General features: G+C 66.1%; 17 protein-coding genes and 1 riboswitch. Of the genes, 12 read left to right on the top strand and 5 right to left on the bottom strand.

Features of this window, described 5'->3' with window-relative positions; genetic code table 11:
* Positions 1-563 precede the first annotated feature (563 nt).
* Positions 564-998: a hypothetical protein gene (locus FGD71_RS11725; RefSeq protein ID WP_119100341.1), complete on the top strand. Its 435-nt coding sequence runs from the start codon at positions 564-566 to the stop codon at positions 996-998.
* Between the two features lie 40 nt (positions 999-1,038).
* The gene (locus FGD71_RS11720; RefSeq protein WP_240436536.1) at positions 1,039-1,623 is read left to right on the top strand and encodes a hypothetical protein; all 585 of its coding nucleotides are present in this window, start codon (positions 1,039-1,041) and stop codon (positions 1,621-1,623) included.
* Positions 1,624-1,709: 86 nt separating this feature from the next.
* On the opposite strand, the gene FGD71_RS11715 is transcribed toward FGD71_RS11720, so the two are convergent.
* The gene (locus tag FGD71_RS11715; RefSeq protein ID WP_119100340.1) at positions 1,710-2,906 is read right to left on the bottom strand and encodes an outer membrane protein assembly factor BamB family protein; all 1,197 of its coding nucleotides are present in this window, start codon (positions 2,904-2,906) and stop codon (positions 1,710-1,712) included.
* Positions 2,907-3,145: 239 nt separating this feature from the next.
* Here FGD71_RS11715 and FGD71_RS11710 point away from each other — a divergent pair, with 239 nt between their 5' ends.
* The 7 genes from FGD71_RS11710 to FGD71_RS11680 all read left to right on the top strand — a co-directional run bounded on the left by FGD71_RS11710 (position 3,146) and on the right by FGD71_RS11680 (position 7,285).
* Complete coding sequence (locus FGD71_RS11710; protein ID WP_119100339.1) at positions 3,146-3,583, top strand: SMI1/KNR4 family protein; 438 nt, start codon at positions 3,146-3,148, stop codon at positions 3,581-3,583.
* 175 nt (positions 3,584-3,758) lie between these two features.
* Positions 3,759-4,406: a hypothetical protein gene (locus tag FGD71_RS11705; RefSeq protein ID WP_119100338.1), complete on the top strand. Its 648-nt coding sequence runs from the start codon at positions 3,759-3,761 to the stop codon at positions 4,404-4,406.
* Positions 4,407-4,592: 186 nt separating this feature from the next.
* The gene (locus FGD71_RS11700) at positions 4,593-5,000 is read left to right on the top strand and encodes a hypothetical protein (RefSeq protein ID WP_140935863.1); all 408 of its coding nucleotides are present in this window, start codon (positions 4,593-4,595) and stop codon (positions 4,998-5,000) included.
* 39 nt (positions 5,001-5,039) lie between these two features.
* Positions 5,040-5,729 carry a hypothetical protein gene (locus tag FGD71_RS11695; protein WP_119100336.1) on the top strand — a complete coding sequence of 230 codons (690 nt, stop codon included), beginning with the start codon at positions 5,040-5,042 and terminating at the stop codon, positions 5,727-5,729.
* A gap of 83 nt (positions 5,730-5,812) precedes the next feature.
* Positions 5,813-6,106, top strand: coding sequence for a hypothetical protein (locus tag FGD71_RS11690; RefSeq protein ID WP_119100335.1), 294 nt, complete (start codon positions 5,813-5,815; stop codon positions 6,104-6,106).
* A 124-nt stretch (positions 6,107-6,230) separates the two neighbouring features.
* A complete protein-coding gene (locus tag FGD71_RS11685) occupies positions 6,231-6,527 on the top strand; it encodes a zinc ribbon domain-containing protein (protein WP_119100334.1) in 297 nt (98 codons plus the stop codon).
* A 128-nt stretch (positions 6,528-6,655) separates the two neighbouring features.
* Complete coding sequence (locus tag FGD71_RS11680) at positions 6,656-7,285, top strand: hypothetical protein (RefSeq protein WP_140935862.1); 630 nt, start codon at positions 6,656-6,658, stop codon at positions 7,283-7,285.
* Here FGD71_RS11680 and FGD71_RS11675 read toward each other — a convergent pair.
* Positions 7,204-8,184 (bottom strand): phosphotransferase enzyme family protein, encoded by a 981-nt coding sequence (locus FGD71_RS11675; protein WP_119100333.1) that lies wholly within the window; start codon positions 8,182-8,184, stop codon positions 7,204-7,206. The genes FGD71_RS11680 and FGD71_RS11675 overlap by 82 nt on opposite strands.
* 571 nt (positions 8,185-8,755) lie before the next feature.
* A riboswitch (cyclic di-AMP (ydaO/yuaA leader) is annotated at positions 8,756-8,907 on the top strand.
* A gap of 2 nt (positions 8,908-8,909) precedes the next feature.
* Between FGD71_RS11675 and FGD71_RS11670 the strand changes: the two genes are divergently transcribed.
* Positions 8,910-9,710 carry a transglycosylase SLT domain-containing protein gene (locus FGD71_RS11670; protein WP_119100332.1) on the top strand — a complete coding sequence of 267 codons (801 nt, stop codon included), beginning with the start codon at positions 8,910-8,912 and terminating at the stop codon, positions 9,708-9,710.
* Positions 9,711-9,843: 133 nt separating this feature from the next.
* Here the strand turns inward: FGD71_RS11670 and FGD71_RS11665 are convergent, their stop codons facing one another.
* Positions 9,844-10,107, bottom strand: coding sequence for a hypothetical protein (locus FGD71_RS11665; RefSeq protein ID WP_119100331.1), 264 nt, complete (start codon positions 10,105-10,107; stop codon positions 9,844-9,846).
* A 55-nt stretch (positions 10,108-10,162) separates the two neighbouring features.
* On the bottom strand, positions 10,163-11,041 hold the full coding sequence (locus FGD71_RS11660; protein WP_119100330.1) for a hypothetical protein: 879 nt from the start codon (positions 11,039-11,041) through the stop codon (positions 10,163-10,165).
* A gap of 209 nt (positions 11,042-11,250) precedes the next feature.
* On the opposite strand from FGD71_RS11660, the gene FGD71_RS11655 reads away from it, so the two are divergent.
* Positions 11,251-12,012 (top strand): hypothetical protein, encoded by a 762-nt coding sequence (locus FGD71_RS11655; protein ID WP_140935861.1) that lies wholly within the window; start codon positions 11,251-11,253, stop codon positions 12,010-12,012.
* Positions 12,013-12,051: 39 nt separating this feature from the next.
* Positions 12,052-12,288 carry a hypothetical protein gene (locus FGD71_RS11650; RefSeq protein ID WP_119100328.1) on the top strand — a complete coding sequence of 79 codons (237 nt, stop codon included), beginning with the start codon at positions 12,052-12,054 and terminating at the stop codon, positions 12,286-12,288.
* A 13-nt stretch (positions 12,289-12,301) separates the two neighbouring features.
* Here the strand turns inward: FGD71_RS11650 and FGD71_RS11645 are convergent, their stop codons facing one another.
* Positions 12,302-13,255 (bottom strand): hypothetical protein, encoded by a 954-nt coding sequence (locus FGD71_RS11645; protein ID WP_240436535.1) that lies wholly within the window; start codon positions 13,253-13,255, stop codon positions 12,302-12,304.
* Positions 13,256-13,450 lie beyond the last annotated feature (195 nt).

Here is a 13,450-nt window from a genome sequence, read left to right as displayed (position 1 = left end):
TTGTGGGGATTCTGAGTTGCTTGCGTGACGGGGGTGCTGCGGTGCTGTGAAAGGTGCGCGTTCCTGCTGTCGTCGAGGCCTCTCCTGGGCGATGGCCCTGCCCTCTGAAAGTTCCTCAGCTTCTGCATCGCCTGCTGTGTGTCGGGCGAGTAATCCCCCCAGCGGTACTCCATGAGGTCGACTTCAGCGCCGTCCGCGTCCATGAGCATGTCCCGGTCGGACTGACCGAAGAACCCGTCGACCGTGCTGGGAGCCAGGGCGGCGACCCGGTAGCAGCCGCACGGGGGCCTGTTCGCGGGGGGCATCGAGGAGTGTGTGCGACACGACTTGCGCGCCGCTGATTCGAGCTTCTGGAGGCCGAATAACTGGCGAAGTATTTCAGCGAGAATCTGGAACAAAGATTAGGACTTTCCTGTGGTGAACTTGGAACAACGTCTATCGTCCTTCCTGGAGAGCGCCTCTCCTGTCGCTTGTCAGCTGTTCTTGGCGGGGTGCGTGGAACGGGTATCGGCCACGTTCTTCTGGGGGTGGGCCTGGAAGGTAACCGTCTGCGAGACGCGGACATGTACCTCTCGTTGCTGGATGCTCTGTGGATCACCGAATCAACTTCAGTCGGAAACGCGGATCATGAGGAAGTGCGGCAGCAGATCTACGAGTTTCCAGAACTCGCATCGGAAGAGGAGCCCTCCGGTGTAGGAGCTTATATCTCAGACGCCCTGTCTGCCCTCTATTATGCCTACTCGTACATGGCGACCGGCGACACCTCATGGGTTTCGTACTGCTCGGCCGTTCTGATGGATTCAGCGCACTTCCTGGATGAGGCCTCGAACAGCGGCAGGGCTACAAAGCAGTCCGAGCTTGCCGAACAACTGAAATACCTCGATCTCCTTTCGGTTGACACCTCAGTGGACGCTAGTTCGGTGGCTCGGGTGCGAGACGAGGCTCGTACTGAGGCGCGGCAGAGAGTGGATCTTTTGAAGACGATCGGGTTCAGGTGACCGAACCCTTCTCGATACTCATGGGCCAGGCGGGGAAGTCATGACGGAGAGGGCCTTCCGCGACCATGTGCGCCACGGAGCCGAACGCGTCCTGCACGACTTCCCGGCGGCCCTCCGGACCGAGATCTACGTCGTCTCGCTCGAGATCTGGCGCATCGACCAGGATCCTCGCTACCCCTACGCGTCCATCGGCTACAACACCGAGAGCGAGGTCCGCCGGGTGCTGGAGCAGGGCTGTTCGTACGAAGGGTCCGCCCGTTGGGAGTACTCGTACGGGTTGCTGGAAGGGTTCGAAAGGCTCGGCCATGTTCCCGAGGACCCGGTCGGCAGCAGCCTGCACCTGGCCGAGGCACAGGCGGAAGGGCTCTGGTACGAGGACGAGGACGGACTCTCCGACGAGGTGTGCGCCGCACACGACGACGAACTTGTCCGTCGATTCGACGAGGTGTGCATCGACGTAGCCCGCCACCTGCGCGCCGGCGGCCACCTTGCTCGGGTACTCGGACGACCGGTACCGATCGTGCTGTTCGACATGGACCGCCCGGGCTGGGAGACGGAAGCCACCGAGGCCGCCAACCCTCCCGATGTGCTGACCGACTTCCTGGACCATCATTCGGTGCGATGAGCGAGGGGACGGACCGGCTCTCTGGAGAATCCCGGCCCGCTTGGAAACCATGATCCGCTGGGCGGTGATCAAGCTCAAACGCCGTCTCAGGTAAGGCGGCGGCCGGTCTCCGCGTCCGCGCAGTGCAGTCGGTTTACCCTTCGGTCCCGGCTGCTGGACCGGAACAGCACTCGGTCGGCGCCGAGCGGGACAGGCAGGTTGTCCGACACATCCGCGGCCGCCGCCCACAGCACCCGGCCGTCGCGGACCGCGGCCACCGCCCTCCAGTCAGCGGCGAACACATGTCCGGGACCAGCTGTGATCTCCGTCGGCCGCAGCGCACCCGGGTTCCATCCGTCCTGATAGGCCACTGCCAGCTGTCGCAGCCCGCGCTTCCCGCCGACCTTGGCTGCGTACAGCCGCTGGCGCAGCGAGAGCGCGTACACCCAGTCGCCGACGCACACCGCCGGCTGGGAGAAGGAGGTGAGGCGCCACCTGCCCAGCCGCTGTTTCCCCAGTGTCACGGCTTGGTCCAGACCCGCATAAGCGCAGAGCAGGACGCGGCGCTCGAAGGGCCTGGAGAAGAGCACGCGGCCTCCGTCGACCAGGGTGGGCGGACTGGAGAAATCCTTCAACGCCCGCTTCGGGAAGTACGTGGTGGCCAGCGGCTTCCCGGTGTCCGAGGCACGGATGGCCAGCGCGGGTGAGAAGCCACCGCTCCAGTCGTGGAAGACCGCTCCATCACTGATCCCGTCCTGCTCGAGCAAGGATCCGTACCCCTCGTGCCACACCTCCCCACCGGTGCGGGCGTCCAGGGCGCGGTAGCCCCCGGCTTCGAAGATCACCCGGTCGCCGCGCACCAGCAGGTCGCCGATCCGCTCGAACTCGTCCTCCCACAGCGTCTCTCCGGTCAGCGCGTCGACACCGGCGATCCTGCTCCGGTCCTCCCCGGAGGCGTTCCACAGCACCACGGTCGAACCAGCGGCGGCTGCCTCGTGCAGCCCGCTCTTCCGGCGCGTCCACCGCACTTCGCCGGTCGCCGCGTCCAGAGCGGTGAACCCGCTGCGGTCGTAATCCCGCTGCACGGGGACGACAACCGCGCCGCCCCCGCACACCAGCGCGTCCGGATCCGGCTGCGTGAGCGCCTCGCCGCACCAGCGGATCCGGCCGCCCTGTGCGTCGAGGGCCGCTATCCGGCTGTCCGATACCTGTAGGTACACGGTGTCGCCACTGACGACTGGTCGACCCAGTGCTCCAGCTGTCGTGCTCAGCGTCCACAAGCCACGTTCGGCATCGGCTTTCATCGTCAACCGCGGTATGTCGTCTGCCACCACAGGCTCCCTCGGACGAGAGTGATCGGCATTGCGGAGCGTAACCGGCGGAGGCTTCCGGTGGGGAGATCCGTTCCGCTTCAAGGCCCGGCCGTCTGCTTGGGAACGCGCCCGCCTCGACCTGTAGAGGCCCCCAGCTCCAGCACGGTGCTCCCTTGCTCGAAGTCGTCATGCACAACGGTCAGCTTGGGGCGCCTCGTAGGCTGCCCCTCATGTGGATAGAGGCGGCCCTCCAGGCCTTCCCCGAGGCCGAGTTCAGGGATCCCGTCGACGCCGTCGCCATGGATGCGGCGGAGGAGCGGCTCGGAGACGCGCTCCCGGCCGAGCTGCGCGCCCTGCTCCTGGAGACCGACGGGATCGTCGGACACTACGGCACGGACACGGTCTGGCCCCTGGAGCGGATCGTCGAAGAGAACCTGCACTTCCGATCCTCCACCGCCTTCGCCGAGCTCTACATGCCCTTCGACGCCCTCCTCTTCTTCGGGGACAACGGCGCCGGTGACCAGTTCGCCTTCGTACGCACGCCCCGCAGGCCGGACATCTTCGTCTGGGAGCACGAGGACGACAGCAGGCGCTGGGTGGCGAGTGGGCTGGTGGACTATCTGTCGCGGTCGCTGGAGGAGGACGAGGACGAGTGGTACCGGCAGTGACGGCCCGGATGGCCGGCGTTCACCCCCGTACGGCGGGCTCATCGCCACCCTCGTCGTCGCCGCCTGGGCGATGGGCACCGGATGGCTGGCGTACGTATGAGCCGTCGGGACGAGGAGTACATGGCCTCGTAGGCTTGACGCACACCAGCTCGCTTCAGAACCGGGGGAGAACAGCATGGCCCGCTACATGGAGGCGCTCACCATCGAGCGCGGCGGCTTTCGGATCAAGGTGCCGGAGTCGTGGTGGGAGTTCGACGTGCGGCCCGAGTCGCGGGACGACTCCATACGCAAGATGGTGACCGAACGGGTCCAGCAGCGCCCGGAGTTGGCCAAGTACCGGGACACGTACGTCGCCTTCCTGCAGAAGTCCGCCGCCGACGCCTGGAAGTCGGGCGCGCTGTACTGCGGTTGCATGGCCGAGAGCTTCGGCGGCGACACCCCGATCACCGGCTCGATCACTGTCTCGCTCGTCGGCGGGCGTACGCAGGCCGGCGAGCCCCTGTCCACCGATCCCCAGGTCATCGCGAGCCAACTCGCCGTGCGCGAAGCCAAGAAGGAGGGCGACGCCTGGCGGAAGGTCACGACGGTCGACATCCCGGGTGTCGGGTCGGTCGCGCGTACGCATGGCATCGAGGACATCCCGGTCCCCGGTGACAGCCTCAACCGCACCATCCGTGCCGTACTCATGCAAACGTTCATCCCCGTGCCCGGCCAGGAGGGCAAGGTGGCCCTTGTCGCCGGGAGCAGCCAGGTGCTCGACCTCGCGGACTCGTTCTTCGACATCTTCGACGCGATCACGTCGACGTTCCGCTTCGTGGAGTAGCGGCGGTATGTGTGCCGGGGATCTCGCCTTACAGCGCGGAAAGATATGAACTCCCCATCGGAGCTGGAACCGGACAGGTTGACAGGACTGTCTGTCACGGGCCTGGAGGACCTGGTCTCGGACCCCTCGAGAACGCCGCTCACGGCGCGGTCGTGGTCCATGGTGCGAGTCTGGTGTGTCGGTCTCATGCAGCATCAGAACCTGCCCGACGAAGAACGGATCCGATGGGGTGCACTCGCTGTTGAGGCGGCTCGGCGTAAACATTCCGAGGGTGGGGTTTCCAGGGGCGACTCGGTGGCTGAGGAAGTGCTGTCCAGGTCCTATCTGATCAAGACCTTCGGGGCAGGGGGCAACGGCTCCGTGCGGGATCCGGCCGAGGCGCTTTCCTGCGCGATCGGCATGATGGGGAAGAGCCGGGAGGATATCTCCCGAGCCGCCGACGACTGGCGGAGGCTTTCGGCGGAGGAGATCCGTTCTTTGCGGCAAGCCAAGAACATTCTGACTCCGTTGAGAGCGATCCTGGATCACCTCGAGGACGGATCCGCGCGTCGGGATCTGCACGCCTGGCTGGACCTGATTCCGAAACTCCCCTGACAGGAATGGCACTGATTCCTTGCCTGCGCTCATCGGTGCGTGGAACTACTGGACGGGTCTGCTGCGATGACGGAAAGGCGCGCGCCGAGTTCGGAAACAGGGCTCGGCTACGACGTGTTCGCTCCGCTGTGGGGAATTCTGGAGCTGGGCGCGGTGATGGAGTCGGGGGCGGAGTTGGGGGCGTGGTCCCTGCGAGATGTCTCACTTGCGGACTTCGTGGCGGTTCGTCGGTATGAGCTGGATCGCCTTCTTGAAGGCGTTCGACACATCGGTGACTTCTCCGCCGAGACGATGGCCATCTTCGAGAGGCAGGGAGGGTGGGCCCATGATCGCGAGGTGACGGCTGAGAGTTTGATGCTGTACTCAGGTTGCATCGAAGGCTATCCCCCTGACACCGATGACCCTGCCGTGCTGCGGCGTATGGTTCGCACGGGTGGTGACCTGCAGCTGGCCACTCTCATGCATGCTCTGGTGGGCGCTGCCACAGTGCGAGGTCCTGGCGTTGCGGCGGCATCGGCACTCGTTCTCGCTGTTGTGCGTAGGGCGGGCTCGTTGCTGGGCGTCGACAGCGAACGGGTGGCGTCGGACACCTTTCGGATGTGGCGCGTCACCTTCCTGCCGGACCTCTTGCGTCCCGATGCACGCTCATGTGAGGGCGACAGAGTCAATTACAGGAAACATGCTCACGCGTTGGAGGACTTGGTTGATCCGTATCGAGTGGATCGGTGAATGGGCCAGGCGCATGGCTGCGCTCGCCTCCACCTTCACGGAGCAGTTCGCCTCCCGGTACGGCTACCCGCCCGGCGACAACTATGTCGCGGCTGCTTCGGTGCTTCTTCGTGCACCCGGCGGACCAGACAGCCGCGGGGCTGCGCGGGGAACTTCCGACACGGATCGTCGGCACGCGTGAGGACTCCGTCGTCGTCTTCGGGTCCGATGGTGGAGGCGCACTGTTCGCCCTGAGCGCCACCGATGGGACGACCGTGTACCGGCTGCCCCCTTCGCTGGCCGCAGGAGGCGTCTACACGGAAGGACCGATCCCGTGCGAGGTCGTCGCCTCCGACCTGGCCCGCTTTCTGTGCCTTCTCGAGCGCGAACTCGCCTGACTGAAGGCCGGTACCTGGGCATACGTTCTCTCGGTGGGGCGACGTGTACGAGACTGTGCTTCGCGACCGCACCTAGCTGCTCGCCGGCACCGGGCCGGCAGGCACTGACCCGGGAGGGACCAACATGATCATCTTCGGCACCAAGGGATACCTGTACCAGCTCGCGATACTGACGCTGATGTGCGCCCACTGCGGCAATCCCGCCGCGCACACGCTCAAAAAGCGCGTCACGAAGTTCACGCTGTTCTTCGTGCCGCTGTTCCCGTTCTCCACGAAGTTCGCGACGCAGTGCACCTTCTGCGGTGCGGAGCAGAAGGTGACCAAGGAACAGGCTGAGCAGCTGCAGGTGCACGCGCAGGGCGCGAGCGGCCAGGGCGGTCAGACGTACGGGCAGCCGCAGCAGCAGCCCTACCAGTCCTGAAGCACGTGTCAGGACGGACGGGCCCTGGTTCGGGCCCTGGCTCTGAATCTGTCTCTTACTCTGTCCCGGAGTCGAGGCTCGCGCGCGAGATCCTCGGCCCGCTCGGCGGCATCGTGGAGATCGGGGCCGTGCGCGCCACCGGCACCTGGGCGCTTCCTGACGTGTCCGTGGGCGACTTTCTGACACGCCGGCAGGACGAGGTGGATCGCCTGCTGAACGGCATCCGCACGGTCTGCGGATTCAGCGACGCGGCCATGGCGCTCAACGACGACCTGGGATGGTTCAGCGATTACGAAGTGGTGGCCCCCTTCCTGCTTCTCTGGTCCGGCGGTGTCGAAGGGGTTCCGGAACGCCAGGAAGAACTCGAAGAGCCCTCGACAGTGCGCCGCATGTGCCACATGGGCGCGGACCTGCAGCTCACACACTTCCTGCAAGCCCTGATCAGCGGCGCTCTCACTGCGGGAACGGAAGCACAGCAGGGGGCGGAGGAGGTCGCCGAGATCCTCAGGATCGCCGTCGACCTGGCGGACGGGACGGGGCGAAGTACTCCGACGAGCGTTTTCAGGACCTGGCGGGTCGCTTTTCTACCGGGCATCCTCCGCCCTGACTCGAGCGCGCCGGAGAGCGGCAGAGCAGGTTTCCGCGCCTACGCCCGTGCCTTGGAGGAACTCCTCGATCACCACTCGGCCTCGAGCGCTTCTGTCAATCGGGAGACCGCGGTCAAGTCTGGAAAGTTCTGCAGAGAAGTGACGACCTGATTGCTCGCGAACGCACGCTGCTCGGCAGTCACGTTCGGATCGACCGCACACTCCGCCTGCACGTAAACGTAGTTCAAGGCCGTTGCGAAAAGCATCGAGAACGATTCCAGGTTCTTGATGACTGCGCCGCCCCCGGCGCCCAGGTATGCGCGCACCAATCGCCGGGCGGAATCAGCGTGGAAGTTGTTCCCGCCCGCCCAGACGTATACGACGCGAGCGAGCTCGCGTTCCGCCGATATGGAACCGGCGTTGTCCCAGTCGAGGAGAACCGGCCCCGTCGGACCGACCAGGACATTCTGCGGCTGCATGTCGAGATGTGACGTCACCACATCACCTGGAGCGGACGGAGTCACATAGTGCGCCAGCTCCACAGCCGAAGTGGCGATGAACCGGCCCAGCGCGTCCGACCACGGCATGGCGACCCGGCGAACCTCCTTGTGCAGCTCTGCCCAGTCGGCCTCCTGGTGGCACTGTTCATACCAGGGGGCGGGTGTCTCGCTCGCGCCCTCTCCGGCTCTGTGGAGGATGGCCAGGGTCCGGCCGCACCAGCTCAGGATGCCCGGATCAGAGGCGTCCGCCTCGGTTCCGTCGACCCAGTCGTACAGCTTCACAAAGGACCCGCCCAGTGCGGGGGTGAGTTGGGAGACGTATCCGTCGTTGCGATTCGGGATGAGACGTGGCGCTGAGATGCCCAGCTTCTCCGTGGCGTTCCGCAATGCGGATTCCCGGTGGACCTGCCGCTCGTCACAGCCGAAGAGGAGCTCCTTCACTGCCCATGAGGTGCCATTCCCGGACAACTTCCAGATCTGCCCCAGCGCGCCACGGGTGACCGGTGTCATCGTCCACGGTCCAGTGCCCAGCTCATAGGTATCCGCAATGAAGTCGGCCGCGCTCTGCATAAAGGCGCCTCTCTGGCTGCTGTGCGGGTGGCCGCCACTTGCGGCTCAACTACAGAAATACCCTCAAGGCGGCGGACGTTCGACCCGAATTTCTGCTTCGCGGGGCTACAGGCGTCGCGAACACCGAGGCTGCGGCCGCCACTTCAAAGCCGGACTCGGGCCGGGGGCCGGCTCTCCGGTGACTATGCGGACGCGGACCTCTCCCTGGAAGGGGCCGGCGGGCTCGGCCCACGGGGCATGCCTGTTTGGGCGCTTGGAACGTAATGCCCGAGTTGTCTTGATTACCGCTTTGACTGCACTTGCAGGTGCTTGGTTGTGCTTGGTTGTGCTTGATCGCGTGAAATGAGTCACGTTGGGGCAGATCGGGCGCTGTGCCGAGTCTCGCTACTTTGCCTTTGCGGAAGGCAAGTTGAGTTTTGGGCTCCGTCGTAATCGGGTGATTTGCCCACTCGTTCTGACCGGGTTGTGCGAATCTCGACCTGATTTCGGGTCTTGTTCCGCCTGTGTGCTCTCGCATACGTTCTCGTCGATCCGGGCGGATCGCCGAATCCTGCCGCCGCCCCGGAACCCATCCATCCACGCGCTAAGGCAGGAGCGGGGGACCCAGGTAAGTCGCCGATCCGGATACCGGAACGGCTTGGGGTGAAGCCGCACGCACCGTGCGGCCGGGCACCTCCAGCCCGAACCCGACAGCTCACCTCGCAGGCGCCGGAGAGGAAATCGTCATGCCCGCACGAGGTAAGCACCGCCGTCAGAGAATCCACCCCCTCACCCGGGGCATCGTCGCCGCGGGGGCGGGCGGAGTCGCGCTCGCGCTCCCGATCACGGGGGCGACCGGCGCTCACGCCGTCGAGTCGGCTCAGGTCGCTCAGGTCGCGCAGTTCGCAAAGGCGGGGAAAGTCACAGTCCCGGATGTAAGGCTCATCACGTACAAGGTGGTCCGGGGCGACACGCTGTTCAAGATCGCGCGAAAGCACCACACGAAGGGCGGCTGGAAGAAGCTGTACAAGGCCAACCGTGCGGTCATCGGCAACGACCCGGCGATGATCTACCCAGGCCTCACGCTGACGCTCGGCACGAAAAAGGTGCAATCGTCGTCAAGTAAGGCGAAAGCGACATCTAAGGCGCCGAAGGCGCCGAAGGCCTCGACGGCCCCCGCCAAGCCCGCAGCGCCAGCCGCCGCTCCCGCCGCCGCGAAGTCGTACACGAACGACCTCGACGGCTGGATCAAGGAGGCTCTGGACGTCATGGCCAAGAACGGGATCCCGGGCACCTACGACGGCATCTACCGCAACATCATGCGCGAGTCGTCGGGGAATCCGCAGGCCATCAACAACTGGGACTCCAACGCTGCGGCCGGGACGCCGTCCAAGGGCCTCCTGCAGGTCATCGATCCGACCTTCGCCGCCTACCACGTGCCTGGTACGGCGAACGACCCCTTCGACCCGGTCGCGAACATCGCGGCGGCCTGTAACTACGCCGCCGACAGGTACGGCTCGATCGACAACGTCAACGGGCCCTACTGATCAAGCCCGAACCTCTGGGCGGACTCGTCGTCGGCCACCGGCGGGTGGCGCAGCAGCACCTTGCTGATGACGGGTCCGCCCAGAGTTCGTCATGCCGGCCCCCTGGTGGGGGCCGACCTTTCACCGCCGCTCGTCAGGCCTTCGTATCCGCGAACAGATCTTCGGCGGTGCCGGCCGTGAGGGAGCGCTTGAGCCAGCCTCGGAGTGTTTCCAGGTCGGTGCAGCTTGTGATCCGCGCGCGAACGTCGTCCGGGACGTCGATGCCGCGCTCGCCCGGGACCAGCAGGATGTCCTCGGCGTGACTCTCTACGCGGCCCTCTGTACGGCCCTCGGCGCGCCCTTCGGCGCGCAGGCGCTGGGAGGTCTCCGAGCGGAAGAAGGAGAGGTCGACGGACATCAAGTGCCTCAGGTCTTGGCGGCCGGGGGTCATGCGGCTGTGCCCACGCCGCCCGTCAGTCCTTCGGGTTCGCGAACAGGTCTTCGGCGGTGGCGGCTGTGAGGGAGCGCTTGAGCCAGCCTCGGAGTGTTTCCAGGTCGGTGCAGCTTGTGATCCGCGCGCGAACGTCGTCCGGGACGTCGATGCCGCGCTCGCCCAGGACCAGCAGGATGTCCTCGGCATGACCCTCTACGCGGCCCTCGGCGCGCAGACGCTGGGAGGTCTCCGAGCGGAAGAAGGAGAGGTCGACGGACATCAAGTGCCTCCAGGTCTTGGCGGCCGGGGCGGTCCCGAGGCCTAGTTCGGTGAGCTCGGCGAAGATCCTCGCGGTGTCTTCGTCGACGGTTTTCAAAGCGGCGGCCAGGGCTTTCAGTATGGCAGCGGCGTTGTCGTCCTTGCCATGAGTGATGGCGGAGAGTGTCGCGAGGGGGATGTCGCGGGCCGCGGTGGACGGGTCGGTGATGGCGGGGACGTTGTGCGGGCCGAGAACGAGAGGGCGCAAGGTGAGGGTGCGCCACTGTTTGGGTCCGATGGTGATGGGATTGGCGGCCCAGGTAGCGGTGGCCTTGTCCTGGCAGGTGACCAGCAGGACAGGCGGGATGCGGTACTTCGCGTAGAGATGAGCGATGTAATAAGCCCAGCTGGCGGGCTTCTCCGGGTCTTTCTTGCCCTGGGCCTCGACGACCAGGAGGTGGCTCTCGCCGGAGGCGGTGTCGAGCCTGAGGAGGGTGTCCACCCGCCGTTCCAGCGGCTGGATCTCCGTGAGGTCGGTGGGCATGAGGGACACCGCGACCGGGTCCGGGAAGGGGAGATCGAGGGCCCGGAAGGTCCGCGCGAAGGCGCCGGGGTCCTCCTGGAAGATGCGATGCATCGCCTCGTGGGATGAGCTGACCATGTGGCGGACGGTAATGACCGCAATTCAAGCCAGACGGGTGTATGCCACTGGCTCACTCGTATGGATGATCAGCGGGAGGTCCCGCGCTCGTCCTCGTCCTCGTCCTCATCCTGGGATTTGGCGAAGGTGAACTCCTCGTCGCAATCCAGAGGGTGGGCGAGGCCAGGACGACAGCCGTACGGTTTCCCGCCCCCTCGTAGGGTGGGGTCGTGGACCCTCAGACCGTGGACCTTCCGGCTGTTGTCGCCGGCTTTCGCAATGTGACCCCGATCGCCGGGCTCGACGGAGCCTGGCGCTGGTCGCCGGTGCGGGGGATCGAGTTTGCCGGGGCGCTCTCCGCCGACGGGACGCGGCTGCTCCAGCTGAGCGGTCGCAACTCCTACGATCACGAACTGGCCGTGGCCACCCTGGAGTTCGCCCGCGAGAGGGAGAAGGAGATCTTCGCCCGGAATCCGTATCTCGGTGCGCTGGAGGGGTTCCGGGTGCCGACTGGTCCTCACGGCTTCGACGCGGTTGTTGGTATAGCCCCCGAAGTGCACGACTTCTATCACGTCCAGCACCCGGAAATGACGCCGCACGTCCGGCTGACATTCCCTGCGTACGCCTGTGAGTTCTCCGGTCAGGAAACGCTCGACGAAGCGATCACCCGCTATCGCATGCTCCGACTGAACAACCTCGACCGGGAGCCGCTGCCCTTCCTGAAGATGCGGTACGCCAACACCCGGACCAAGGGCCGAAGCACCAATCCCGGTAGAGGCTTCACCGAACCGCGTCGGCTTGTGGAGGAGATCGAGTGGATGGAAGGCGCGGGCGGCAGTTTCGTCGAGTTCGAGAACCGTCACGGAGGAGCGTGGCGGGTTGAGTGGCACGGGACTTGGTTGCTTGCGGAGTGGGGCACGCAACCCGGATCCCCCCGCGAGATCGGGCTCGGTGAACTCCTCGAGTTCGCGGCGACTCGGCTCAGGGACTGAGCATGCCCTTGGTGAAGATGAAAGGGCAGCGGCGGCGGCATGTCCCGGGAGACACGCTCCTGGGTCTGGCACAAGGGGTACTTCCGGACCGTGACCCATGAAGAGCCGAGCGCCGCACACTTGTTGGACCGGCACTGCTTCTACGACCCGTCCTCCGAGTGGTACGTGGACGAGAACGACCTGCTCATCCCGGAGCGTCCCGCGCAGCCGTCCGAGAGAGCGCTCAGGCGAATGGCGAAGGAGAGGGCGGCAGAGGAGAGGTTGGCGGGAGGGTAGGGCCAAACAGCTCTCAGGCCGCCTGGTTCTTCTCCTTCTCCGTCTCCTCCTCCAGCAACTTCTGCAGGACCGGCGACAGTTCGGGGACGCCCGCTCCCGCCGCCTGGGCCGCGGAGAGAGCACGTACGTACGCCACAGCCGTCTCCCGGAGGCGTTGCCTCTCACGGCCCTGGCGGCTACCGGCCACCCAGATCGAGATGGCGACGGGGACGGCGACGAAGGCTGCCAGATAGCCGAGAGGGTTGTCCGAGGAGACGGCCCACGCCACACCGACGATCCCCGCGAACAGCAGCAGGCACCCTGTCTCGTCGTGCCAGCCGCCCTCGTCCGCCATGGCCTCGTACGACATCACCGACGCGGGCTTCGTGGGAACGTCCGGCGCTGTCGACGGTTCTGCCTCGCTGGGCAACGACCCTCCGGACGACGGCCCTTCGGGCGACAGCCCTCCGGACGACGGTCCGCCAGGCGATGGCTCCACCTCCGCGTACACAGGAATCGGCATCGTCTCCCGGCCGCCGCTGAACGACCGCCCCACCAGCCAGCCCGGCACATGAGTCACCGGCACCCCGTGGGCCCGCGCCAGCCCGAGCACCTCGCGGTAGCCCGCGAGCCTCGCGTCCAGCAACTCCCTTTTCCAGCGCCGCCGTACCAGCGCGAGGGCAGCCACCGCCACCACGAGCAGCGGACCCGCCGGGCCGAACGCCAGCACCGGCTTTCCGGAGAAGGCAGGCACCACAGGACCCAGGATCGGCCACACGACGCCGGCGCTCAGGGCCAGAGCACCCAGCCACACCAACGGCCCCCGCTCGCAAGCACGCAGCGCCCGTCGTCGTTCCGCGAGCATCGCCGCCGTCGCCGCGTCGTCGGTGTAGTCGAAACCATGACGTGCGCCGATGGCGCGTACCGACGGCAGGACGCGGGCGTCGGCCGACAGAGCCCCCGCGTTCACCGGGAGAAGCTCCGACACAACAACCAACTCCACCCGTACTGACCGACGTCCCGACTGCATTCCTGCGGTGGAAGATCATGGCACGGCGGCGCACGAACTCCGCCACGGAGCAGGGCGGCGATGCGTGAGCAGTTCGTGCAGGAATGGTGTCTTCCGCGCAACGAGTCCCTGTCCTCCCGCGGGCGGGTGATTCGCGCCCGCACAGCGACAGCC

The organism is Streptomyces sporangiiformans, from assembly GCF_005768555.2.
GTDB lineage: Bacteria > Actinomycetota > Actinomycetes > Streptomycetales > Streptomycetaceae > Streptomyces > Streptomyces sporangiiformans.
This window is presented reverse-complemented; position numbering and strand designations above follow the sequence as displayed.

Excerpts from the sequence above, each read along its gene's own strand:
- FGD71_RS11725 (WP_119100341.1), top strand. The coding sequence starts at position 564 with ATGTACCTCTCGTTGCTGGATGCTCTGTGGATCACCGAATCAACTTCA.
- FGD71_RS11720 (WP_240436536.1), top strand. The coding sequence starts at position 1,039 with ATGACGGAGAGGGCCTTCCGCGACCATGTGCGCCACGGAGCCGAACGC.
- FGD71_RS11715 (WP_119100340.1), bottom strand. The coding sequence starts at position 2,906 with ATGAAAGCCGATGCCGAACGTGGCTTGTGGACGCTGAGCACGACAGCT.
- FGD71_RS11710 (WP_119100339.1), top strand. The coding sequence starts at position 3,146 with ATGTGGATAGAGGCGGCCCTCCAGGCCTTCCCCGAGGCCGAGTTCAGG.
- FGD71_RS11705 (WP_119100338.1), top strand. The coding sequence starts at position 3,759 with ATGGCCCGCTACATGGAGGCGCTCACCATCGAGCGCGGCGGCTTTCGG.
- FGD71_RS11700 (WP_140935863.1), top strand. The coding sequence starts at position 4,593 with ATGCAGCATCAGAACCTGCCCGACGAAGAACGGATCCGATGGGGTGCA.
- FGD71_RS11690 (WP_119100335.1), top strand. The coding sequence starts at position 5,813 with ATGTCGCGGCTGCTTCGGTGCTTCTTCGTGCACCCGGCGGACCAGACA.
- FGD71_RS11685 (WP_119100334.1), top strand. The coding sequence starts at position 6,231 with ATGATCATCTTCGGCACCAAGGGATACCTGTACCAGCTCGCGATACTG.
- FGD71_RS11675 (WP_119100333.1), bottom strand. The coding sequence starts at position 8,184 with ATGCAGAGCGCGGCCGACTTCATTGCGGATACCTATGAGCTGGGCACT.
- FGD71_RS11670 (WP_119100332.1), top strand. The coding sequence starts at position 8,910 with ATGCCCGCACGAGGTAAGCACCGCCGTCAGAGAATCCACCCCCTCACC.
- FGD71_RS11665 (WP_119100331.1), bottom strand. The coding sequence starts at position 10,107 with ATGTCCGTCGACCTCTCCTTCTTCCGCTCGGAGACCTCCCAGCGCCTG.
- FGD71_RS11660 (WP_119100330.1), bottom strand. The coding sequence starts at position 11,041 with ATGGTCAGCTCATCCCACGAGGCGATGCATCGCATCTTCCAGGAGGAC.
- FGD71_RS11650 (WP_119100328.1), top strand. The coding sequence starts at position 12,052 with ATGTCCCGGGAGACACGCTCCTGGGTCTGGCACAAGGGGTACTTCCGG.